Source organism: Massilia haematophila, assembly GCF_042647645.1.
GTDB classification, from domain to species: Bacteria; Pseudomonadota; Gammaproteobacteria; order Burkholderiales; family Burkholderiaceae_D; genus Telluria; species Telluria haematophila.
In genome coordinates, this window is record NZ_JBHRVV010000001.1 from 4,462,599 (window position 1) to 4,485,563 (window position 22,965).

The window sequence follows — 22,965 nt, forward strand, 5'->3', positions numbered from 1 at the left end:
GGCAAGCGCCAATGGGCCATTCGCAATGATACGCAAGTTTAATGGCGACCCTCGTGCCGATTCAGTTTATGGGAGGGAAGCAGCAGGAACCAGAGCGCCAGAAACGGCCAGCTCATCGACAGGAACTGGGCTGCCCCGTTGAAGTTCAAGAACTTGCCTTGCACCCAGCCCTGCAGGGTGGAAGTGAAATACGGATTGGCCGGGATCGTGTTCACCACGATCAGGCTCAGCACCAGCGTGACCACGGCCAGGCGGCGCTGCGCCAGTTGCGGCGCGAAGGCCAGGCCGGCCAGCATGATCAGGCCGATCAGGAAGCCGCCCTCGGCGCCCGGCGTGACCCAGACCAGGGCATTGTCGGGGCGGAACAGCAGGGAGCTGGCCAGGGTCTTGGTGAGCAGGGCCGCGCCCAGCATCAGGAGCACCAGGGTGTAGCGCGGCGCGCCCCGGCGCAGCAGGCACAGCAGGGTCAACGCGGCGCCGGTCATGCCGCAGGCGGTGATGATCGTCTCCGACAGCCAGTACTGCTCGACGCTCATCGCCGGCCCCGGGCGCAGCATGGCGACCAGGTCGATGTCCTCGTCGAACAGCGTCGACAGCCAGCTTGAAACCATCGGCAGCACCTGGCCGTGGCCGAACAAAAAACTCTGCGGGTAGATCTGGGCCAGCGGCCACATGGCGAGCAGCACCAGGCCCTGGCTGGCGTGCGGGGCGAACCAGCGCCGCCGCAGGCGGTTCAGCCGGCCCTCGGCCAGCAGCAGGCGCACCGCGAGCGGCCCGATGCAGGCGCCGATGAAGCAGCCGACGCTGTTGGTCAGCAGGTCGAGGTTCGAGGGCACGCGGCTCGGCAGGTAGTTCTGCACCGTCTCCATCGTGCCCGACACCAGGATGCCGAAGATGGCCGCCAGCAGCACCGCCCAGATCCCGCGCAGGAAGGGGTACAAGGCCAGCACCAGCAGCACGCCGAGCGGCACGTAGCCGACGACGTTGACCATCACGTCGAAGCCGGTCCAGTAGCGCTGCTTGACCAGGTTCAGGAAGGAGAACGGCGGTAGGCCGTTGTTGCGCCAGCCCGTGAACGGATACCAGCTGGCGTAGACGATCAGCAGCAGGTAGGCCAGCAGCGCGGCACGCGCCACCGGCGAGCCGCGGCGCGGGAAAGCGTCCGGTACGGCGGCAGCGGACTCCTTGCCGTGGCCTTCCTCTTGCCCTTCCGGCTTGCTCATTGCGTCCTGGTGTCGATACCCGCCAGCCAGGCGATGATGTCGGCGGCCGTCGCGTCCAGGCTGGCGCCCAGCGCGCGCACGCCGCCGGCGGCATCCGCGCTCGGGGCCGGCGAGGCGCGGCTGAAGGTCTTCTGGTCGAGCAGGGTATGACCGCGGAACACCGAAGCGCGCAGCACCAGCTGGCCTTCGCTCTGGCTGGCGCTGGCGAAGGCATGGGTGAATTCGTCGACCTCGACGCGCATGATCGGCACCCCGGTGGTGGTGTCGGTGGCCGACAGCACCTTGATGCCGGCTTGCGCCAGGCGGGCCTTGAGGCGCTGGGTCACCAGGATCAGGGGGCTGGCGCTCCAGCGGCTGTTGGCGTAGGTGCGCGCCTGCAGCGGGTCGGCATAGTTCAGGCGGTAGATCATGTGCTCGTTCTCGAGCGCGGGCGAGCCGGTCGCGTCCATCACGACGATGGCGGCCAGCGGCGCCTGGGCCGCCTGGGCGGCAGGCGCGCCGGCGGGACCGAGCGCGCCGAAATCGAAGTGGGTATTGTTGGCGGCCGGTTTGCTGGTGCCGCAGCCGGCCAGGGTCAGGGCCAGGATGGCGGCGCCGAGGATGCGGGGCGAAATCATGGTGGATGGGGTCCTCATTTGGTCGGGGCGACGAAGCCCGGCTCGCCGGGGCCGGGTTGAGCGCTCGGGGCGCCGAACAGGATGCTCTGCGGCCGGTCGGACAGCGAATCGGCCGTGCGGCGCACCGAGCGCAGCGCCGTGCGCGCCTCGTCCGTCATGCGCACCACGTGCGGCAGGGTTTCCGCCTCCAGGTCGGCCGTCACGCCGGTCAGCGAATCGATCGCGCCGTTCAGGCGGTTCAGCGGGCCGTCCGGCGCCTGCAGGCCGGTGGCCAGGCGGTCGTAGTTCTTCGCGGTGACGGTGGCGCTGTCGGCGAAGGTGTCGAAGGACTCCAGGCTGCTTTCGAGCTTGTCGGCCAGCCGCGGCAGCTTGTCGATCGTGGGACCGAGGCGCTGCGGGATCTCGCCGTAGGCGGCGGCCGCCTTGCTGATGTTGTCGAAGGCGCCGATGATGGTCTTCTGGTTCTCGTCGCTTACCAGGTTGTTGATGCGGGCGGTGATCTCTTCGGTGCGGTCGAGGATGGCAAGGCCGCGTTTCTCGAGCTGGTCGAGCAGGCCCGGGCGCAGCGGGATGCGGCCGACGTGGTCCGTGTCGGTCTTCAGGAGCGGCGAGCCGGTGCGGTCGTCGTCGAGCTGGATGAAGGCGATGCCCGTCACGCCCTGGTAGCCGAGCGAGGCGAAGGTGGTGGTGGTGATCGGCGAGCCTTCCTCGACCGACAGCTTGATCAGGATCTGGCCGGTCACCTTCGGATCGAACACGATCTCGTCGACGCGCCCGACCTCCAGGCCGCGGTAGCGCACGGTGGCTTGCGGGTTCAGGCCGGGAATCGACTGGGTGGTGACGATTTCATAGGGGGCCAGCTCGGTCTTGTCGCGGTTCAGCCACAAGCCCACGAGCACGGTCGCCACCAGCAGGGCGATCGTGAACACGCCGGTCATGAGGGCATACGATCGGTTTTCCATGTTACTCCTTCGCTTCGTCCTCCGCCGCCTCGTCGCGTTCATCGAGCACCTCGAGTGCCCGACGGCCGCGCGGGCCGAGGAAGAAATGTTTGATGAAGGGATGGTCGACCCGCAGCACGTCGCGCGACGGACCGAGCGCCAGCACGTGCTTCTCGGCCAGGACCGCGATGCGCGAGGAAAGCGCAAACAGCGTGTCGAGGTCGTGGGTGACCATCACCACGGTCAGTTTCAGTTCCCGGTGCAGGGCCTGGATCAGGGCCACGAAGGCATCCGAGAGGTCGGGGTCCAATCCGGCGGTCGGCTCGTCCAGGAACAGCAGGCGCGGCTCCAGCGCCAGGGCGCGCGCCAGTGCGGCGCGCTTGACCATCCCGCCCGACAGGTCGGAAGGCATCTTGTTGGCGTGCTCCGCGCCCAGGCCCACCATGTCCATCTTGAGCAGCACCGCGTCGCGGATCACGTCTTCCGGCAGGGCGCGCAGTTCGCGCATCGGCTGGGCGATGTTGTCGAAGACCGTCAGGGCCGAATATAGCGCACCTTGCTGGAACAGCATGCCCCAATGGTTGCGCATCTGGCGCAGCTGCTCGGGCCCGGCCGCGCTGATGTCCTCGCCGAACACGCGCACGCAGCCGCGCGTCGGCCGGTTCAGGCCCAGCATCTGGCGCAGCAGCACGGTCTTGCCGGTGCCGGAACCGCCGACGATCGACAGGATCTCGCCCGAATAGATTTCCAGGTTCAGGTCCTGGTGCACCACGGTCTTGCCGAACTTGGTCCACAGGTTGCGGATCTCGACCACCGGCGGTCCGACGTCTTCTTCCGGCTTGCGGTTCAGGCGCTGGCGGCGCGCCGTGCTGTCGATCTTGTCATCAACCGGCATCAGAATCCCACTCCGCTGAAGATGATGGCGAACACGGCGTCGGCCAGGATCACCACGGTGATCGCCGTCACCACCGAGGTGGTGGTGCCGCGCCCCAGGCTTTCGGTATTCGGCTTGATGCGCAGGCCGAAGTGGCAGGACACCAGCGCGATCAGCACGCCGAAGGTCATCCCTTTCAGCAGGCCGATCGTGTAGTTCACCAGCGGCACCGCGTCCGGCAGCTTCTGCAGGAAGTAGCGGAACGACAGGCCCAGCTCCAGCTTGGCCGAGGCCATGCCGCCGATCAGGGCCATGGCGTCGGTCCAGACCACCAGCAGCGGCATCGAGATGGCCAGCGCGATCACCTTCGGCATGATCAGGCGGTAGCCGTGGGAGATGCCCATCACCAGCATGGCGTCGAGCTCCTCGGTCACGCGCATCACCCCCAGCTGCGCCGTGATCGAGGAACCGGAACGGCCGGCGACCAGGATCGCCGCCAGCAGCGGCCCGAGTTCGCGGATCACGCTCATGCCGAGGATGTTGACCAGGTAGATGTCGCCGCCGAACATGCGCAGCTGCTGGGCCGACAGGTAAGAGAGCACCACGCCGATCAGGAAACCCACCAGGGCCGTGATGCCCAGCGCCTGGAAGCCGGAATGATAGATGTTGGCCGAGATCTCGCGCCAGGGGCCGGTGGCCGGGCGGCGGATGAAGCGCCCGAGGTCTTGTACCAGGCGTCCGATCAGGGCGACGAAGCCGTGCAGGTGCTCGAAGAAGGTGAGCAGGCCCTGGCCCAGCACGATGATCCAGTTCAGCGCGCTGACGCGGGGGCGCGGCAGGTTGATCTGGCTGGCGTCCTCGATGCGCTTGAACAGGTCTTCCTGGCGCGGGTCGAGGCGCAGGCGGGCAGGGCGCTTCTTGCCCCAGGCGTTCCAGAACATCTGGGCGCCGATGTGGTCGATGCTGTCCACTTCGGTCAGGTCCCATTCGAGCTCGGACTGCTTCTTGAGGCTGGCCAGCGTGCGGTTGATCCCCTTGAGCAGGCCGCACCCGGTGAGGACGCTGACCTGCCAGATGCCGCTCGCCATGACAGATTGCCCCGCCCCGCCGGCGGATTTCTGGATGGTTAATATTGGCGGTTTATCAATCTGCATTATTGCAGTGTAAAAGGAATTGGCCGGTTTTGCATATTGGCGCTCCTGTAGAGTGCTCGGGCAGGTGGTCAGGCGGCCAGATGGCGCACCTGGCGCGCCGGCGCCGCCACCGGTTGGGCCGCTGCCTTGCTCTTGTGCGTGCCATCGACATTGCCGGCGTAGTCGCTGGCCAGCAGGGTGGCCGCGTCTTCCTGCGTCAGGCCGGTCATGACCAGCCATTCGGCCACCAGCTTGGCCAGGCGCTCGAGCGCGATGCGGTGGGTGGCGTCGGTCTTCGTGTAGATCCAGTCCGAGAAGGCCATGAAGTTTTCGAAAGGACGCGCGCCCAGCAATTGCCTGACCGTGTTGGCGAAGCGTCCCGAGTTGGCCACCAGGTCCCAGTAGCGGGCGAAGCGCACCAGGCGCTGCATGGTCGGGAAATCGATCAGGCTGGTCGCCAGCACCGTGTAGGGCGGATACGGGTCGTACACCATCTGGAACGGCCCGGTGTGGCGGATGATCGGCGTGCCGCGCAGGCGTTTCAGTATGCCGAACTGGATCTCGTGCGCGCCCAGGGCCACCAGCTGGTCGAAGCCGCGCGCGAAGCTGGCGATGTCTTCGCCCGGCAGGCCGGCGATCAGGTCGACGTGCAAATGGGCCTGCGATTGCGTGCACAGCCAGCGGATGTTGTCGGCCGCCTTCTCGTTGTTCTGCTTGCGGCTGACCAGCGCCTGCACCTCGGGATTGAAGCTCTGGATGCCGATCTCGAACTGCAGGGCGCCGGCCGGGAACCGCGCGATGGTCTCCTTCAGCGCTTCCGGCAAGTGGTCGGGCACCAGCTCGAAGTGGGCGTAGACCGGATCGTCCGGATTGGCCGCCAGCTTATCCAGGAAAAACTGCATGATGCGCTGGCTGGTCTTGACGTTCAGGTTGAAGGTGCGGTCGACGAACTTGAACAGGCGCGCGCCGCGGGCATACAAGACGTCGAGCTGGGCGAGGAAATCGTCGAGCGGGAAGGGCCAGGCGGTCTTGTCGAGCGAGGACAGGCAGAATTCGCACTTGAACGGGCAGCCGCGCGAAGCCTCGACGTAGATTGTGCGGTGCGCGATATCCTGCGCGCTATATAAAGAATAGGGCAGGGCGATTTCCGCCATCGGTGGCTGCACGCCGGCATGCACTTTCATGAGCGGCTTGGGGCCGTGCAGGATCTCGGCGCACAGCTTCGGGAAGGTGACGTCGCCCCAGCCGGTGACGACGTAGTCGGCCAGCCGGCAGATCTCCTGCTCCCCCGTTTCATACGAGACTTCGGGTCCGCCGAGCACGATCGTCACCTCGGGCGCGACGCGTTTCAGCATGGCGACGATCCTGGTCGTCTCTTCCACGTTCCAGATATAGACGCCGAAGCCGACGATGCGCGGCCGGCGCGCCAGCAGGCGCTCGACCACCTCGGTGGTCTTGGCGCCGATGACGAATTCCTGCAGTTCGGTCTCGGCCTGGAGCGGCCCCATGTTCGCCAGCAGGTAGCGCAGGCCCAGCGATGCGTGGGCGTAGCGGGCGTTCAGGGTCGATAGCAGGATGGTCATGGCAGCGGCAAATGGAGCAAAACAGCCATTTTACGCGTTGGCGCGGTCAGCAGCGCTGGCGTTGTGTGATATTGCCTGTTAGAATACGCGCCGGAATTCAGGAAGCCTGTTGCCCAGTTGTGGAACAGTTTTCCAGCAAGTTATGCCTGATGACCATAGCAAGTCGGTCCCACCCCTTCCCATCCCGAACAGGACCGTGAAACGACTTTGCGCCGATGATAGTGCTGCAACCAGTGTGAAAGTAGGTTATCGTCAGGCTAGTTATAGAGAAAAACCCCAGCCCGTGTGCTGGGGTTTTTTTTCGTCCTTGATGTACGGCGGACCAGTCTCGCTGGACCGTGGGCCGCGCCAGGGCAAGGCGACGCGCGCCATGAATACAACAACTGCTGCCGCTCCTGTGCGGCAGCCAGGCCCATCAGCTTGACTAGTCCGCAAGGGACATGCCAGCATGCAAACTGTATCTCCGCATCAATTTGGGGCAGTCCTGCTCCAGTAAGGTTCACTTTCCCACCATCCGGTCACGCGGCCGCAGCCGCAGAAAGTGTCCATATGAAGCGTAGCAACAGCGCGGTTTTCGTGCCGCGTCGACTCCTCCTTGCGGCATCCCTTGCCTTCACTCTCGGCGCCTGTCACCGTGGCGACGACGACGGCCCCGCAGCGCCGACAATCGAGACCGCCTCGCGCATCAATGTCGAGCTGGCCCGCACGACACACGGCGTGGCCCACGTGCGCGCCGACGATTTCCGCAGCCTCGGCTACGGGCTGGCCTATGCCTATGCCCAGGACAACGTCTGCATGTTCGCCGACTCGCTGCTGACGGTGCGCGGCGAGCGCTCGCTGTTCTTCGGCGGCGAAGCGCGCGCGCCGAAGCGCACCGCCGACGAATATGGCGCCGCCAGCGGTTTCATGGACCTGAAGAACGAGGACAGCGACTTTTTCTTCAAGGGCTACCTCGACCTCGAGCAGCTGCGCGCCAACTATGCCGCCGGCGCCCAGGAACCGCGCGACATCCTCGCAGGCTACGTCGAAGGCTACAACCGCTACCTGAAGGACTACACCGGCAAGCTGCCGGCCGCCTGCGCGAATGCCAAATGGGTGCGGCCGATCACGCTCGACGACATGTACCTGGTCATGGGGGAGAAGGCCCTGCACGCCTCGGGTCAGGTGTTTTCGAAGGAGTTCGTCGCCGCCGGCCGCACGCCGGGCAGCCCGGTCAGCCTGGCCAAGGCCGCGCCGCGCAAGGTCGATTCCTCCTTCCTGCTGGCGCGGCTCGAAAAACTCAACACCCATGGCATCGGCAGCAACGCCCTGGCCGTCGGCAAGGACCTGTCGGCAAGCGGCCGCGGCCTGTTGCTGGGCAATCCGCACTATCCCTGGACCACCACCGACCGCTTCTACCAGGCGCACCTGACGGTGCCGGGGCGCTACGACGCGATGGGCGTGATCATCGGCGGCGTTCCTGCCATCGTGATCGGCTTCAATAAGGACATCGCCTGGAGCCACACCGTCACCGCGGCCATCCACTTCACGACCTTCCGGCTGGCGCTGGATCCGGGCGACGCCACCGGCACCACCTACATGGTCGACGGCGAGCGCCAGAAGATGACCTCGAAGACGGTGACGGTCGACCTGCTGGGGGCAGACGGTGCGGTCCAGAAGCGCAGCAAGACCTTCTATTTCAGCAAGCATGGCGCCGTCATCGTCAAGCCGGAAGCAGGCATGACCTGGACGTCGGGCGCGGCCTATGTGCTGGCCGATCCGAACCGCAATAACACCCGCATGCTCGAGCAATGGCTGGGCATCGGCACCGCCAACAGCGTGCAGGCGCTGAAAGCCTCGCTCGATAAAGTGGTCGGCCTGCCCTGGGTGAACACGATCGCGGCCGACCGCAACGGCAACGCTTTATATGCGGACGCCAGCGTGGTGCCGCACATGAACGCCGACAAGTTCGCCAACGGCTGCTTGCTGCTGCAAGCGGCGCTGCTGTTCGACGGTTCGCGCAGCAGTTGCGGATGGGGCCAGGATCCGGGCGCGCCCGCCGGCATCTATTCCCCGGCCACGGCGCCGTGGATGATCCGCACCGACTACGTCGGCAACTCGAACGACAGCTACTGGCTCTCGAATCCGAAGCAGCTGCTGACCGGGCCGGCGCCGCTCGGCTTCTCGCCCCTGTATGGCCGGACCAATGTCGAGCAGAGCCTGCGTACCCGCATCGGTTTCGTCCAGTTCGAGGAAATGGCCGCCCGCAAGGGCAAGCTCAATCTCGCCGACATCCAGGAGCTGGCCTTTGCCAACCGCCTGTACGCGGCCGAGCTGGTGCTGCCCGAGCTGCTGCCGGCCTGCGCCGCAAGCGGCGATGCGCTGGTGGTCCAGGCCTGCAGCGTGCTGGGCAGCTGGGACCGCCGCGTGAACGTCGACAGCCGCGGCGCCGTCCTGTTCCGCGAGTTCTGGAACACGGCAGCCGGCATCCCCAACAAGTGGGCCGTGCCGTTCAACCCGTTCGATCCGGTGCATACCCCGTCCGGCGTCGCGCCGGCGGCGATGCCCGCCATGCTGACGGCGCTGAAGAATGCCGCCGCCAAGCTGCAGTCGCTCGGCATCCCACTCGACGGCCGCCTCGGCGACTACCAGGTCGAGCCGCGCAACGGCGTGCGTATCGCCCTGCATGGCGGCGTCGGCAACATCGACGGCTCCTATAACTCGCTGACCATGCGCAATCCCCTGGGCGCCGGGGGATACGAGGGCGTGCACTGGGGGCAGAGCTATATCCAGACCGTCACGTTCGACGAGCAAGGGCCGGTGGCCCAGGCGATGCTGACCTATGGCCAGTCGGTCGATCCGAAGTCGCCCTGGTACGCCGACCAGGTGCAGGTGTTCTCGCGCAAGGAGTGGCCGGTGATGCCGTTCACGCCCGAAAAGATCCGGGCCGCCCCCGGCTACGCGCGGGTGACCTTGAAGGAGTAGGCCGGGCGTAAAGGTGTGCGATGGTCCGGAAAGCGCGAACCATCGCACACGTAGGGTGGGCACTCGTGCCCACGCGGTCTGACCACATGCAGACCTGCGAAGAGCTTTGTGGTGTTAGTGCTTGCGTCAACCCGTAGGGTGGGCGCCTGTGCCCACGCGGTCTCATCGCACGCAGCCACGCGAAAAGACCCTTGCGAACCGCCACCCGGTTTGCTATAGTTCGCCTCCGCTTCGGCGCTGAAGCAAAACGTCAACGAAATCAAGTAGTTGATGTAGCAACAGCGAACGCAGGAAACTGCGACGAAGCAAACAAGGGGTTGACGAGTATCGCGAAACACTGCATAATCTCATCTTCTGCTGCTGACGAACAAAACGATTCGCACAACGCAGCAAGGCAGTACAGAACAACGGTTCTTTAACAATTAACAGTCGATAAGTGTGGGCGTTTGATGTAGGTGCCAGCTGACTAGTTCAGCTGATTACTTAAAATATCAAATGTTCGCACAAAGTATTAAACGTTATCTCAGCAATGAGATGACGGTCAGTATTTTGAGTGAGCGAAATCGATCCAGTGGATCGATTTCGAAATCGGTAGCAATGCCGGTTTCGACAAACAGAGATTAAACTGAAGAGTTTGATCCTGGCTCAGATTGAACGCTGGCGGCATGCTTTACACATGCAAGTCGAACGGCAGCACGGGCTTCGGCCTGGTGGCGAGTGGCGAACGGGTGAGTAATACATCGGAACGTACCCAGAAGTGGGGGATAACGTAGCGAAAGTTACGCTAATACCGCATACGTTCTACGGAAGAAAGTGGGGGATCGCAAGACCTCATGCTTTTGGAGCGGCCGATGTCTGATTAGCTAGTTGGTGAGGTAAAGGCTCACCAAGGCGACGATCAGTAGCTGGTCTGAGAGGACGACCAGCCACACTGGAACTGAGACACGGTCCAGACTCCTACGGGAGGCAGCAGTGGGGAATTTTGGACAATGGGCGCAAGCCTGATCCAGCAATGCCGCGTGAGTGAAGAAGGCCTTCGGGTTGTAAAGCTCTTTTGTCAGGGAAGAAACGGTAGAGGCTAATATCCTTTGCTAATGACGGTACCTGAAGAATAAGCACCGGCTAACTACGTGCCAGCAGCCGCGGTAATACGTAGGGTGCAAGCGTTAATCGGAATTACTGGGCGTAAAGCGTGCGCAGGCGGTTTTGTAAGTCTGACGTGAAAGCCCCGGGCTCAACCTGGGAATTGCGTTGGAGACTGCAAGGCTTGAATCTGGCAGAGGGGGGTAGAATTCCACGTGTAGCAGTGAAATGCGTAGAGATGTGGAGGAACACCGATGGCGAAGGCAGCCCCCTGGGTCAAGATTGACGCTCATGCACGAAAGCGTGGGGAGCAAACAGGATTAGATACCCTGGTAGTCCACGCCCTAAACGATGTCTACTAGTTGTCGGGTTTTAATTAACTTGGTAACGCAGCTAACGCGTGAAGTAGACCGCCTGGGGAGTACGGTCGCAAGATTAAAACTCAAAGGAATTGACGGGGACCCGCACAAGCGGTGGATGATGTGGATTAATTCGATGCAACGCGAAAAACCTTACCTACCCTTGACATGTCAGGAACCTCCGAGAGATTGGAGGGTGCCCGAAAGGGAACCTGAACACAGGTGCTGCATGGCTGTCGTCAGCTCGTGTCGTGAGATGTTGGGTTAAGTCCCGCAACGAGCGCAACCCTTGTCATTAGTTGCTACGCAAGAGCACTCTAATGAGACTGCCGGTGACAAACCGGAGGAAGGTGGGGATGACGTCAAGTCCTCATGGCCCTTATGGGTAGGGCTTCACACGTCATACAATGGTACATACAGAGGGCCGCCAACCCGCGAGGGGGAGCTAATCCCAGAAAGTGTATCGTAGTCCGGATCGTAGTCTGCAACTCGACTACGTGAAGTTGGAATCGCTAGTAATCGCGGATCAGCATGCCGCGGTGAATACGTTCCCGGGTCTTGTACACACCGCCCGTCACACCATGGGAGCGGGTTTTACCAGAAGTAGGTAGCTTAACCGTAAGGAGGGCGCTTACCACGGTAGGATTCGTGACTGGGGTGAAGTCGTAACAAGGTAGCCGTATCGGAAGGTGCGGCTGGATCACCTCCTTTCTAGAGTAGCACCGAGCGAAAGCTCAACATCAAGCGTCCGCACTTATCGACTGTTGAAAAATAACGAGAACAGTTTGGGTCTGTAGCTCAGTCGGTTAGAGCACCGTGTTGATAACGCGGGGGTCGTTGGTTCGAATCCAACCAGACCCACCACATAGGGGGATTAGCTCAGCTGGGAGAGCACCTGCTTTGCAAGCAGGGGGTCGTCGGTTCGATCCCGTCATCCTCCACCATTCTTCTTGAGAGTGCAAACGTAAGCGACGCAACAGCGTATGTTTAGGTTTGATCTTTTCGAGATCACTGTTTTTTCGTTCTTTAACAATCTGGAAGAAGTAAAGTTTTTTTAAGCGTGCGGTTAAGTCAGCAATGATTTGATCACACACTTAGGGTAGTAATCAAAGTATCAACAAACATGCAATGAGCTGTACTCTTTGAACTGTAACGATCCCTGTTGTCAGCAGGGGCTAACGTTATAGGGACAAGCGAATAAGTGCACATGGTGGATGCCTTGGCGATTACAGGCGATGAAGGACGTAGTAGCTTGCGATAAGCTGCGGGGAGTGAGCAAACACACATTGATCCGCAGATTTCCGAATGGGGAAACCCGGCCCTTTGGGTCATTGCATGCTGAATACATAGGCATGCAAAGCGAACGCGGCGAACTGAAACATCTAAGTAGCTGCAGGAAAAGAAATCAACCGAGATTCCCAAAGTAGTGGCGAGCGAAATGGGAAGAGCCTGTACGTGATAGTCGATTGAATAGTGGAACAGATTGGAAACTCTGGCCATAGCGGGTGATAGCCCCGTACACGAAATTCAGACGGTGGTACTAAGCGTACGACAAGTAGGGCGGGACACGAGAAATCCTGTCTGAACATGGGGGGACCATCCTCCAAGGCTAAATACTCGTAATCGACCGATAGTGAACCAGTACCGTGAGGGAAAGGCGAAAAGAACCCCGGGAGGGGAGTGAAATAGATCCTGAAACCGTGTGCATACAAACAGTCGGAGCGGACTTGATCCGTGACGGCGTACCTTTTGTATAATGGGTCAGCGACTTACATTCAGTGGCGAGGTTAACCGAATAGGGGAGCCGTAGAGAAATCGAGTCCGAACAGGGCGACAGTCGCTGGGTGTAGACCCGAAACCAAGTGATCTACCCATGGCCAGGATGAAGGTGCGGTAACACGCCCTGGAGGTCCGAACCCACTAATGTTGAAAAATTAGGGGATGAGCTGTGGGTAGGGGTGAAAGGCTAAACAAACTTGGAAATAGCTGGTTCTCTCCGAAAACTATTTAGGTAGTGCCTCAAGTATCACCATCGGGGGTAGAGCACTGTTATGGCTAGGGGGTCATTGCGACTTACCAAACCATTGCAAACTCCGAATACCGATGAGTGCGAGCTTGGGAGACAGACGTCGGGTGCTAACGTCCGGCGTCAAGAGGGAAACAACCCAGACCGCCAGCTAAGGTCCCAAAGATTGGCTAAGTGGAAAACGAAGTGGGAAGGCTAAAACAGTCAGGATGTTGGCTTAGAAGCAGCCACCATTTAAAGAAAGCGTAATAGCTCACTGATCGAGTCGTCCTGCGCGGAAGATGTAACGGGGCTAAGCCAGTCACCGAAGCTGCGGATATCCTTTATTGGATATGGTAGGAGAGCGTTCTGTAAGCCTGCGAAGGTGTCTTGTAAAGGATGCTGGAGGTATCAGAAGTGCGAATGCTGACATGAGTAGCGATAATGCGGGTGAAAAGCCCGCACGCCGTAAGCCCAAGGTTTCCTGTTCAACGTTCATCGGAGCAGGGTGAGTCGGCCCCTAAGGCGAGGCAGAGATGCGTAGCTGATGGGAAGCAGGTTAATATTCCTGCACCGTCGTATGATGCGATGGGGGGACGGATCGCGGAAGGTTGTCCAGCTGTTGGAATAGCTGGTTCTTGACTCATAGAAGGCGCTTAGGCAAATCCGGGCGCGCAATTCAAGGGGTCGAGACGTGTGTCCTTGTGACACGAAGCAATCGGAAGTGGTTCCAAGAAAAGCCTCTAAGCTTCAGTCATACGAGACCGTACCGCAAACCGACACAGGTGGGCGAGATGAGTATTCTAAGGCGCTTGAGAGAACTCGGGAGAAGGAACTCGGCAAATTGGTACCGTAACTTCGGGAAAAGGTACGCCCCGGTAGCTTGATCACTTTACTGTGTGAGGGCGAAAGGGTTGCAATAAACTGGTGGCTGCGACTGTTTAATAAAAACACAGCACTCTGCAAACACGAAAGTGGACGTATAGGGTGTGACGCCTGCCCGGTGCTGGAAGATTAAATGATGGGGTGCAAGCTCTTGATTGAAGTCCCAGTAAACGGCGGCCGTAACTATAACGGTCCTAAGGTAGCGAAATTCCTTGTCGGGTAAGTTCCGACCTGCACGAATGGCGTAACGATGGCCACACTGTCTCCTCCCGAGACTCAGCGAAGTTGAAATGTTTGTGATGATGCAATCTACCCGCGGCTAGACGGAAAGACCCCATGAACCTTTACTGTAGCTTTGCATTGGACTTTGAACCAATCTGTGTAGGATAGGTGGGAGGCTTTGAAGCGGGGACGCCAGTTCTCGTGGAGCCATCCTTGAAATACCACCCTGGTTTGTTTGAGGTTCTAACCTTGGTCCGTGATCCGGATCGGGGACAGTGCATGGTAGGCAGTTTGACTGGGGCGGTCTCCTCCTAAAGTGTAACGGAGGAGTTCGAAGGTACGCTAGGTACGGTCGGACATCGTGCTAATAGTGCAATGGCATAAGCGTGCTTAACTGCGAGACCGACAAGTCGAGCAGGTACGAAAGTAGGACATAGTGATCCGGTGGTTCTGTATGGAAGGGCCATCGCTCAACGGATAAAAGGTACTCTGGGGATAACAGGCTGATTCCTCCCAAGAGTTCATATCGACGGGGGAGTTTGGCACCTCGATGTCGGCTCATCACATCCTGGGGCTGTAGCCGGTCCCAAGGGTATGGCTGTTCGCCATTTAAAGTGGTACGTGAGCTGGGTTTAAAACGTCGTGAGACAGTTTGGTCCCTATCTGCCGTGGGCGTTGGAAATTTGAAGGGGGCTGCTCCTAGTACGAGAGGACCGGAGTGGACGAACCTCTGGTGTACCGGTTGTCACGCCAGTGGCATTGCCGGGTAGCTAAGTTCGGAAGAGATAACCGCTGAAAGCATCTAAGCGGGAAACTTGCCTTAAGATGAGATTTCCCGGAGCCTTGAGCTCCTTGAAGGGTCGTTCGAGACCAGGACGTTGATAGGCTGGGTGTGGAAGTGCAGTAATGCATTAAGCTAACCAGTACTAATTGCCCGTACGGCTTGTCCCTATAACCTTAGCAGGTATAGTCAGGAATACAGCGCTGTTTGTTGATACAGGCTACCCATACTTCTTCCAGATTCAGAGTGGCGCTCACATGAGTGAGCGAAACTCGTACAAGTCATGCCTGATGACCATAGCAAGTCGGTCCCACCCCTTCCCATCCCGAACAGGACCGTGAAACGACTTTGCGCCGATGATAGTGCTGCAACCAGTGTGAAAGTAGGTTATCGTCAGGCTAGTTATATGAAAAACCCCGTAGAGTGATCTCTGCGGGGTTTTTTGCTTTGGATCTCGGATTTCCCCCAGTCTCCCTTCTTTCCATGTCGCCGGCATTCGACCGGTGAGACCGCGTGGGGACGAGTCCCCACCCTACAAGGGCTCTCGGATGCGTGACGAACAGTTCTATTGAAAACTTGGCACGCTGTACTAGGATGAATGCAGGGCCCTCGTTTCCGGGAACTGTCATGAACACCCGACGTATCCGAGCAGTACAGCGTCTTGCGGTCGCCTTGCTCCTGGCCGGTGGGATCAGTGGATGTGTCTACGATCCTTATTACTCTTACCCCTACTCTTACTCTTATCCCTACTATTACCCCTATCGATATTACGGGTATCCGACCTATGTCGGGCCACCGGTCTCGCTGAACTTCGGCTTCGGTTATTACCACCATGGCGGCCACCATGGGTACCACGGCGGCCACCATGGCTGGTCCGGTCACGGTGGCGGTTGGGGACATCACGGCGGCGGACACGGCCACGGCGGGCATTAGTCGACTTCGGAAGCGCAACGTAAAACGCCCTGGCCGATACGGATCCAGGGCGTAAGACAGGGAAGAGCCAGTCAAGTGTCGATGCGTCGACAAAAGCGGTGCCGCATCAGGCGCCGTGCAGCTGGGCCACCGGCTGGCAGGCACGCTCGAGCTTATCCCACAGGCGATCGTGCAGCGGCAGGATGATGACATTGCAGATCGGTTCGAGCAGCGCGGCCAGGCCGCCGAGCGCGAACGAACCGGTTGCGACAGCCATCACGCCGAAAGCGACGCCGGCGTGCAGGGCGGTCTGGCTTATTTTTTCAAGCGCAAGCGAAGCATAGCGCGCGCGGGCATCGCGCGCCTTGCGGTGCCGTTTTGCCCAGGCCGCTTCGTGGAAAGGCAGCAGCAACACGTTGATCACCGGCTCCACCAGGATGGCCAGCCCGCTGAACACCGCCGAGCCCGTCATGGCGTAGGCAAGCGCATAAGCAATGCCCATGTGGGTCGCTACCTGGCTGAGTCGTTTTGCTGCGATGATCATTTACTGCTCCTGCTTGGCACAATCAGAAGCAAATGATAGTCATTCTCATCAAGGAGGTAAATTGAATTGATTTAAGCAGGAAGATAGATATTATCTATCGAGTCGCCGACAGCAATCGCAGACGCTCGAGCAGGGGCTGCGCGGCATCGGCCAGCCGGTCCAGGCTCGCTTCGCGCAAGGCGGCGCTATCGACGCGGTGCACCGTCCGCGCTCCGGCCCAGCGCAGTAGCGCCGCGCAGGCGTCGGGATGATCGAACAGTCCGTGCAGGTAAGTACCAAGGATCTGCCCATCCGTCGAACAGGCCCCCTCGGCCCGTCCATCGACACGAAACGCCGGCTGCCCGAGGGCCGCGCCCTCCGATTCGCCCATGTGGATCTCGTACCCTGCTACTTGCGCACCGCTCGCATCGAAGGCGCACACGCCGCTGACCTGGCGCAGCTGCTTATGTCGGGTCATCGACGTCGTTATTTCCAGCAGCGCCAGCCCTTCCGATGCGCCGGCGTTGCCTTCGACGCCATGCGGATCGTCGATCCTCGTCCCCAGCATCTGGAAGCCGCCGCACACACCGATCAGCTTGCCGCCATAGCGCAGGTGACGCCGGATCGCCTCAGGCCATCCCTGCGCGCGCAGCCAGGCCAGGTCGGCGCGCGTGTTCTTGCTGCCCGGGAGGATGACCAGATCGGCGCCGGGGATGGTCTCGCCCTGGCGCACGAAACGCAGGTCAATCTCGGGATGGGCACGCAGCGCGTCGAAATCGGTGTGGTTGCTCATGCGCGGCAGGCTAGGCACGACGACCTTGAAAGCGCCTTGCCCGGCCTGGGCCGGTTGCACGGCGTCTTCCGCATCGAGATACAGGCCGTGCAGGTAGGGCAGCACCGCCAGCACCGGCTTGCCGGTCTCGCGTTCGAGCCAGTCCAGGCCCGGCTCCAGCAGCCCGATATCGCCACGGAAGCGGTTGATCACGAAACCGACGATGCGTGCGCGCTCGCTATTTGATAAGCAGGCCAGGGTGCCGACGATGTGCGCGAACACGCCGCCGCGGTCGATATCGGCCACCAGGATCACCGGGCAGTCGACCGCTTCCGCAAACCCCATGTTGGCGATGTCGCGCTCGCGCAGGTTGATCTCGGCCGGGCTGCCCGCGCCTTCGACCACGACGCAGTCGTACTGCGTGCACAGGCGCCGGTGCGATTCCAGTACGGCCGCCATCGCCACCGTTTTATATTGGTGATAGTCGCGCGCGTTCATTTCGGCGCGCACCTTGCCGTGAATGATCACCTGGGCTCCGGTGTCGCTCGACGGTTTCAGCAGCACCGGATTCATATCGGTGTGCGGCTCCAGGCCGGCCGCGATCGCCTGCAGCGCCTGGGCCCGGCCGATCTCGCCGCCATCGCGCGTCACCGCGCTGTTGAGCGCCATGTTCTGCGGCTTGAACGGCGCCACGCGCACGCCCTCGCGTTTCAATAAACGGCACAGTGCCGCGACCAGCGTGCTTTTTCCCGCGTCCGAGGTCGTGCCCTGCACCATCAGGGTCTGGAAAGGGAGGACATTCATTTGCGGTGGCGCCGTGCTTCGTCCAGTTTCTCGCACAGGGCGGCGGCGCCGGCGATCATGCGCGGGCCCGCGCGGTTGAGCAGGTTGCCGTCGACCGTGAACAGGTTCTGGTTGCGCACCGCCGTCATGGTCGGGTACTGGCGCCACAGGTTGACGCCGCCATAGTTCTTCTCGGCGGTGCCGAAGATGGCTTCCGGGTCACTCTGCAGCACGCTCTCCACCGTCACTACCGGCGCCGTCACCGGCAGATCGTGGAAGATGTTCTCGCCGCCGCACAGGCGCAGCGCATCGGTGACGATGTGCTTCCCGTTCAGCGTGTACAACGGCTTGTCCCAGACCTGGTAAAAGGTGCGCACCGGCGCGCGGCCGGCGTAGCGGCTGCGCAGGCTGGCCAGTTGCTTTCGCAGTCCTGCCGCCACCGGCGCGGCCGCCGCCTCGGTGCCCATCAGCCGGGCCAGGCGCAGCAGGCTGGCGGGAATGCCTTCCAGGGTTTGCGGATCGCTGAGATACACGGGAATGCCGAGCTGGCGTACCTGCTCGATCTGGCGCTCCGAACTGCCGTGCATCCAGGCCACGATCAAATCCGGTTTCAGCGCCATGATGCGCTCGATGTCGACCTCGCGGTTCGAGCCGATGCGCGGAATGCGCTTGGCTGCTTCCGGATAGTCGCTGTAGTCGACGGCGCCGACCACCCGCTCGCCGCCGCCGGCCGCGAACAGCAATTCGGTCACGTGCGGCGCCATCGAGATCACGCGCAGCGCCGGTTTCGCCAGGGTGACGCCGGCGCCGGCATCGTCCTTCACCGTTACCGCATGCGCGGTTTGGCTCAATGTCTGACCGAGCAGCAGGCAGGCCAGCAGGATCCTTCGTTTCATGGTTCTCTCCATTCTTCCAGGGCGCGCGCGAGGCGCCGCCATTCGTCGTCGTTGGCCGGCAAACCCAGGCGGATGCCACGCGCCGCCTGCGTGAACAGGCGGCACCAGATGCCACGGCTGGCCAGGTGTTCGTGAAATGCTTCTGGCCGCGCGGCCGGCCACCAGTGGAACAGCGGCGTGCCGTTCGCCTCGATGCCGTGGGCGCGCAGCACAGCGCGCATGCGTTCGCCCGCCGTTTGCAGGCGCGTTTGCGTCAGCTCCTGCCAGGCCGTGTCCCCCAGCGCCGCCAGCGCGACGGTCTGGGCCGGACCGCTGACGGCCCAGGGGCCGAGCACATCGGCCAGTTCGCCCAGCAGCGCCGGATGGGCGCCGACGAAGCCCAGGCGCAGGCCGGCCAGCCCGAAGAACTTGCCGACCGAGCGCAGCACGATCAGTCCCGGCTGCGCACTGTGGCCGGCCACGCTCAGGCCGGGCGCGGTGTCGCCGAAGGCTTCGTCGACGATCAGCCAGCCGCCGCGCGCGCCGAGGCGCGCGGCCCAGTCGAGCAGCTGCCGCGGCGGCACCACGGCGCCGGTCGGATTGTTCGGATTGCACAGCACGACCACGTCGCTGTCCTCGACCGCCGCATCGAGTTCGTCGTACGACGCCAGGCGCAGGCGATGCCCGTGCCGGCCCCAGTGGTGGGCGTGTTCCGCATACGAGGGTGCCGAGACCGTCACGCGCGACGGTGGACGCAAACGCGGCAGCGCCTGGATTGCGGCCTGGGTGCCGGCGACCGGCAGCAGCCGGGGTGCGCCATACCAGGCGCAGGCCGCGGCGGCGAGGGCCGGATCGGGTTCGGGCAAGCGGTGCCAGGCATTGGCGGGAATGGCCGGCGCCGGATAACCCCAGGGGTTGATCCCGGTCGACAGGTCGATCCAATCGTTGCGGCCATAACGTAGCGCCGCCATGCGCAGGTTGCCGCCGTGTTCAAGCATGTCCGCTCCAATAGATAATCAGCGCCATGGCGCAGCTAACGGCGATCCACAACACGGTAGTCGCCAGCACCAGGCGCCAGGCGCGCAGGATGTCGATCGGCGCGGCGGGACGGCCAAGGCCGAGCGGCGGGCGCTCTTCGCGCACGCCGTCATAAGTCGCCGCGCCGCCGAGCGCGATGCCGAGCGCGCCGGCGCCGCTGGCCATCACGGGGCCGGCGTTCGGGCTGCTCCAGCCGGGCGCCTGGACGCGCCAGCAATGCCAGGCGCGGGCACGTCCGCCGCGCGGCGCCAGCAGCACGTAACCGAGCGCCGTCAGGCGCGCCGGGACGAAGTTCAGCACGTCGTCGATGCGTGCGGCGACGCGGCCGAACAGATCGAAGCGCGCACTGCGGTAGCCCCACATGGCGTCGAGCGTGTTCGCCAGCCGGAACAGCAGTGCGCCCGGGCCGCCGGCGACGAGGAACCAGAACAGCGTGCCGAACACGGCATCGTTGCCGTTCTCGAGCAGCGACTCGGCGCCCGCCTTGGCCAGGTCGGCAGGGCTGGCCTGCGCCGTGTCGCGGCTGACGATGCGGCCGGTCAGTCGGCGCGCTTCAAGTAAGTCGCCCGCGCGCAGGGCGGCGAAGATCGGTATCGTATGGTCGCGCAGGCTGCGCAAGCCCAGGCAGAAGTACAGCAACAGCAGGTGGACCAGCATGCCGGCCACTTCCGCCAACCACCAGGCCAGCAACACCGGCGGCAGCACCGCCAGCATCCAGGCCAGGGCGCCGCGCGCCAGGCGGGGGCGTCCGCCATTCAGGCCTGCTTCGAGGATGCCGGCGAGCCGGCCGAAACCGACCAGCGGATGCCAGCGCCGCGCTTCGCCCAGCAGCAGGTCGAGCGCGACGCCCGCCACCAGCAGCAGGGCCAGTTCGGCGGTATTCAAACCGCTCAGCACGGCGCGCCCTTCAGCACCAGCGGCAGGCCGGCCGCGATCAGGATCACGCGGCCGGCGCGCGCGGCCACCTCCTGGTTCAGGCGGCCCGCCTCGTCCACGAAACGACGCGTCAGCGCCCCCAGCGGCACGATGCCCATGCCGACTTCGTTCGACACCAGCACCAGTTCACCCGGCACGCCGGCCTCGAACAGGTCGAACAAGGCGGCGCGTTCGCGCGCGAATCCTGGCGGCAGGATCAGTTCGCCCGTCTCCGGCAGCGGCTCCGCGCCCGACAGCATCAGGTTGGTCAGCCACAAAGTCAGGCAGTCGACCAGTACCAGGCGCCCGGGCATGCATTCGCGGCGCAAGACCCTGGCCAGCTCCAGGCACTCCTCGACCGTGCGCCAGGCGGCAGGCCGGCGCGCGCGGTGATGCGCAATGCGCACGCCCATTTCGCCGTCGCCGGCGCGTGCGGTAGCCAGGTAGACCACTTCCTTACCGGACTCGCGCGCCAGCCGTTCGGCCAGCGCGCTCTTGCCCGAGCGGGCGCCGCCGAGGATCAGGGTGACGCTCACGGTGTTGGCCGCGTGAGCAGGCTGGCCACCGCCTGCGGGTTCGAGGCGAAATAGCCGTGGAAGTAGGACGCTGTGAGCGAGCCCACGCGATACACCGCTTCGCCCGGTGTACCGGTCGGATGACGCACCGCGTGTCCGCTCGGAGCCAGCGGCGTCTCCAGGCGCGAATAGTGAAAGGTGTGGCCGCGCAGGACGCCGGCCGGCGTGTCGACGGCCTGCGCGCCGAGGCCGGCCAGGCGCGCCTGCATGCGCACCACTCCGGGCAGCAGTCCCGCCATCGGCCAGCGCCGGCCGTCCGGATCGGTGAGCTCGTCGGCGAGCGCCATCATGCCCCCGCATTCGGCCAGGATCGGCAGGCCCGCCGCGTGCGCGGCGTTGATCGACGTGCGCCAGGTGCCGGCGTCGGCCAGTGCCTGCGCATGCAGCTCCGGATAGCCGCCCGGCAGGTAGACTGCGTCTGCATTGGCGGGCACCGGCTCGTCCGCCAGCGGCGAGAAGAAGCTCAAGCGCGCGCCGAGAATGCGCAGGGTGTCGAGGTTGGCCGGATACAGGAAAGCGAAGGCGGCGTCGCGCGCGATCGCGATCGTCTTCCCGGCCAGCAGCGGTGCGATGACCGGGCCGTCGGCCGCCTGCGGCGCCAGCAGCGGCAGCGCCTGCCAGGCCGCTTCGTCCAGTTGCAGCGCGTCGGCGAGTTCGTCGAGGTAGGCGTCGAGCTGCGGCTGCTCGCCCGGCAGCACCAGGCCGAGGTGGCGCTCGGGCAGGGCCTGCGCCTGGCGCTGCAGGGCGCCCAGCAGGGGAATGTCGCGTAGCGAGTCCGCGACCATTTGCGCGTGCCCGGCACTGGCAATGCGGTTGGCGACGACCCCGGCCAATTGCACCGGGCCGTAGTCGCGCAGTCCGCGCGCCACCGCGCCGGCGGTCTGCGCCATGGCCGAGGCGTCGATCACGGCCAGCACGGGCATGCCGAATTCGCGCGCCAGGTCGGCCGCCGAGGGCGTGCCGTCATACAGGCCCATCACGCCCTCGACCAGCACGACGTCGGCTTCGCGCGCCGCCTCCGCTAGGCGGCGCCGGCATTCGTCCACGCCGACCATCCACAGATCGAGGGTATGGACCGGCGCCCCGCAGGCGCGCTCGAGCAGCATCGGGTCGATGAAGTCGGGGCCGCACTTGAAGACACGCACACGTTGCCCGGCACGCACCAGGCTGCGCGCCAGCGCGGCGGTGACGGTGGTTTTACCTTGGCCGGACGCGACCGCCGCGACCAGGACCATGCGTGCGCCGTTCACCATTCCGTCCCCGCTTGCGCCGCGATGCCGGCGGCGAATGCGTGTTTGACGACGTTCATCTCGGTGACGGTATCGGCCACCGCCACCAGCTCCGGCGGTGCGCCGCGTCCGGTGATGACGACGTGCTGCATGGGCGGGCGGTCGAGCAGGTCTTCGATCACCGCATGGACGTCGAGGTAGCGGTACTTCAGGGCGATGTTCAGTTCGTCCAGCACCACCAGGCCGACCGCCGGATCGGACAGGAATCGTTTCGCTTGTTGCCAAGCCTCGCCCGCCTTGGCGACGTCGCGCTCGCGGTTCTGGGTCTCCCAGGTATAACCCTCGCCCATCGCGTGGAAGCTCACCTCGTCGGGAAAGCGGCGCAGGAAGTTTTCTTCGCCGGTCGCCTTGGCGCCCTTGATGAACTGCACCACGCCGACGCGCATCCCGTGCCCGAGTGCGCGCGCCGCCATGCCGAAGGCGCTCGAGCTTTTACCTTTGCCGTTGCCGGTGTTGACGATGATGATGCCGACCTGTTTGTCGGCCGCCTGGATGCGCGCGTCGATGATGGCCTTCTTGCGCTCCATGCGCACGCGGTGGCGCTCGTTGAGCGCGGCGGTCTGTTCGGGTGTCATGTCGTTCATGGGATGGATCCGATAAGTGTTGGCTGCGA

General features: G+C 63.2%; 15 protein-coding genes, 2 tRNA genes and 4 rRNA genes. 7 read left to right on the forward strand and 14 right to left on the reverse strand.

Annotation, left to right across the window (positions count from 1 at the left end):
- Nucleotides 1-38: 38 nt before the first annotated feature.
- From ACFOPH_RS19785 to ACFOPH_RS19810, 6 genes are all read right to left on the reverse strand, one after another.
- The gene (locus ACFOPH_RS19785; RefSeq protein ID WP_312548659.1) at nucleotides 39-1,223 is read right to left on the reverse strand and encodes a VanZ family protein; all 1,185 of its coding nucleotides are present in this window, start codon (nucleotides 1,221-1,223) and stop codon (nucleotides 39-41) included.
- Nucleotides 1,220-1,840 carry an ABC-type transport auxiliary lipoprotein family protein gene (locus tag ACFOPH_RS19790; RefSeq protein WP_379737022.1) on the reverse strand — a complete coding sequence of 207 codons (621 nt, stop codon included), beginning with the start codon at nucleotides 1,838-1,840 and terminating at the stop codon, nucleotides 1,220-1,222. The genes ACFOPH_RS19785 and ACFOPH_RS19790 overlap by 4 nt, the downstream gene beginning before the upstream one ends.
- A 14-nt stretch (nucleotides 1,841-1,854) precedes the next feature.
- Nucleotides 1,855-2,802, reverse strand: coding sequence for an MlaD family protein (locus ACFOPH_RS19795; RefSeq protein WP_312548656.1), 948 nt, complete (start codon nucleotides 2,800-2,802; stop codon nucleotides 1,855-1,857).
- A 1-nt stretch (nucleotide 2,803) separates the two neighbouring features.
- Complete coding sequence (locus ACFOPH_RS19800) at nucleotides 2,804-3,676, reverse strand: ABC transporter ATP-binding protein (protein ID WP_312548655.1); 873 nt, start codon at nucleotides 3,674-3,676, stop codon at nucleotides 2,804-2,806.
- Entirely contained in the window at nucleotides 3,676-4,743 is a 1,068-nt protein-coding gene (locus tag ACFOPH_RS19805) for an MlaE family ABC transporter permease (protein WP_379737023.1), read from the reverse strand. The genes ACFOPH_RS19800 and ACFOPH_RS19805 overlap by 1 nt, the downstream gene beginning before the upstream one ends.
- A gap of 134 nt (nucleotides 4,744-4,877) precedes the next feature.
- On the reverse strand, nucleotides 4,878-6,371 hold the full coding sequence (locus ACFOPH_RS19810) for a B12-binding domain-containing radical SAM protein (protein WP_379737024.1): 1,494 nt from the start codon (nucleotides 6,369-6,371) through the stop codon (nucleotides 4,878-4,880).
- Between the two features lie 145 nt (nucleotides 6,372-6,516).
- Here ACFOPH_RS19810 and rrf (ACFOPH_RS19815) point away from each other — a divergent pair.
- The 7 genes from rrf (ACFOPH_RS19815) (at nucleotide 6,517) to rrf (ACFOPH_RS19845) (ending at nucleotide 15,069) form a co-directional block, all read left to right on the forward strand.
- Nucleotides 6,517-6,629, forward strand: a 5S ribosomal RNA gene (gene rrf, locus ACFOPH_RS19815).
- Nucleotides 6,630-6,920: 291 nt separating this feature from the next.
- Nucleotides 6,921-9,335: a penicillin acylase family protein gene (locus ACFOPH_RS19820; protein WP_379737025.1), complete on the forward strand. Its 2,415-nt coding sequence runs from the start codon at nucleotides 6,921-6,923 to the stop codon at nucleotides 9,333-9,335.
- Nucleotides 9,336-9,957: 622 nt separating this feature from the next.
- Nucleotides 9,958-11,488: ribosomal RNA gene (locus ACFOPH_RS19825) — 16S ribosomal RNA — on the forward strand.
- Nucleotides 11,489-11,564: 76 nt separating this feature from the next.
- Nucleotides 11,565-11,641, forward strand: a tRNA-Ile gene (locus ACFOPH_RS19830).
- Nucleotides 11,642-11,645: 4 nt separating this feature from the next.
- Nucleotides 11,646-11,721, forward strand: a tRNA-Ala gene (locus tag ACFOPH_RS19835).
- A 243-nt stretch (nucleotides 11,722-11,964) separates the two neighbouring features.
- Nucleotides 11,965-14,840 (forward strand): 23S ribosomal RNA (locus ACFOPH_RS19840).
- Nucleotides 14,841-14,956: 116 nt separating this feature from the next.
- A 5S ribosomal RNA gene (gene rrf / locus ACFOPH_RS19845) occupies nucleotides 14,957-15,069 on the forward strand.
- Together the 16S, 23S and 5S rRNA genes with 2 tRNA genes alongside form the textbook arrangement of a ribosomal RNA operon.
- 640 nt (nucleotides 15,070-15,709) lie before the next feature.
- Here rrf (ACFOPH_RS19845) and ACFOPH_RS19850 read toward each other — a convergent pair.
- The 8 genes from ACFOPH_RS19850 to cobO all read right to left on the reverse strand — a co-directional run bounded on the left by ACFOPH_RS19850 (nucleotide 15,710) and on the right by cobO (nucleotide 22,936).
- Nucleotides 15,710-16,126: a DUF2061 domain-containing protein gene (locus ACFOPH_RS19850; protein ID WP_312551683.1), complete on the reverse strand. Its 417-nt coding sequence runs from the start codon at nucleotides 16,124-16,126 to the stop codon at nucleotides 15,710-15,712.
- A gap of 94 nt (nucleotides 16,127-16,220) precedes the next feature.
- On the reverse strand, nucleotides 16,221-17,681 hold the full coding sequence (locus ACFOPH_RS19855) for a cobyric acid synthase (protein ID WP_312551685.1): 1,461 nt from the start codon (nucleotides 17,679-17,681) through the stop codon (nucleotides 16,221-16,223).
- Nucleotides 17,678-18,556 carry a cobalamin-binding protein gene (locus tag ACFOPH_RS19860; RefSeq protein WP_379737026.1) on the reverse strand — a complete coding sequence of 293 codons (879 nt, stop codon included), beginning with the start codon at nucleotides 18,554-18,556 and terminating at the stop codon, nucleotides 17,678-17,680. The genes ACFOPH_RS19855 and ACFOPH_RS19860 overlap by 4 nt, the downstream gene beginning before the upstream one ends.
- Nucleotides 18,553-19,533, reverse strand: coding sequence for a threonine-phosphate decarboxylase CobD (gene cobD, locus ACFOPH_RS19865; protein WP_312551687.1), 981 nt, complete (start codon nucleotides 19,531-19,533; stop codon nucleotides 18,553-18,555). Before cobD ends, ACFOPH_RS19860 begins: the two co-directional genes overlap by 4 nt.
- Nucleotides 19,526-20,470, reverse strand: a complete 945-nt coding sequence (locus ACFOPH_RS19870; protein ID WP_379737027.1) for a CobD/CbiB family cobalamin biosynthesis protein — start codon at nucleotides 20,468-20,470, stop codon at nucleotides 19,526-19,528. Before ACFOPH_RS19870 ends, cobD begins: the two co-directional genes overlap by 8 nt.
- Complete coding sequence (gene cobU, locus ACFOPH_RS19875; RefSeq protein WP_312551691.1) at nucleotides 20,464-21,024, reverse strand: bifunctional adenosylcobinamide kinase/adenosylcobinamide-phosphate guanylyltransferase; 561 nt, start codon at nucleotides 21,022-21,024, stop codon at nucleotides 20,464-20,466. The genes ACFOPH_RS19870 and cobU overlap by 7 nt, the downstream gene beginning before the upstream one ends.
- Nucleotides 21,021-22,316 carry a cobyrinate a,c-diamide synthase gene (locus ACFOPH_RS19880; RefSeq protein WP_312551693.1) on the reverse strand — a complete coding sequence of 432 codons (1,296 nt, stop codon included), beginning with the start codon at nucleotides 22,314-22,316 and terminating at the stop codon, nucleotides 21,021-21,023. The genes cobU and ACFOPH_RS19880 overlap by 4 nt, the downstream gene beginning before the upstream one ends.
- Nucleotides 22,310-22,936: a cob(I)yrinic acid a,c-diamide adenosyltransferase gene (gene cobO / locus ACFOPH_RS19885; protein ID WP_312551694.1), complete on the reverse strand. Its 627-nt coding sequence runs from the start codon at nucleotides 22,934-22,936 to the stop codon at nucleotides 22,310-22,312. Before cobO ends, ACFOPH_RS19880 begins: the two co-directional genes overlap by 7 nt.
- Nucleotides 22,937-22,965: the final 29 nt, after the last annotated feature.